Genomic DNA, 305 nt, shown 5'->3' with positions numbered 1-305 from the left:
ACGGTCTAAAAAAAACGACCCGAACCGGGGCGCCGGAGCCTTGAGGGCTTTGAGGGACTCCCTGACCAAGCTCTCACGGGAGACCAAGCCATCGGTTCTCTTTCCCGACCCCGCGCTCATCAGATTTACCCCCGAAAGAGCTACCTGTGATTGTGGCGAGCGCCTTCTCGTGCAAAAAACTCGCCGCAAGAAGATTCTTACCCTGCTTGGACCCTTCATCGCCCACGAGACGGTGGCTCAATGTGAGCTTTGCTCGCGCACCTTCCCCTCCGATCCCTTGCTCCGGTTGGTCGGGCCGCGGTGCA

General features: G+C 59.7%; 1 pseudogene. It reads left to right on the top strand.

The features are described from left to right. Window positions 1-305: pseudogene (locus MWC30_RS22175) on the top strand (transposase); the annotation flags it as partial.

It is taken from the genome of Desulforhabdus sp. TSK (assembly GCF_022836495.1).
Classification (GTDB): domain Bacteria; phylum Desulfobacterota; class Syntrophobacteria; order Syntrophobacterales; family Syntrophobacteraceae; genus Desulforhabdus.
This window is presented reverse-complemented; position numbering and strand designations above follow the sequence as displayed.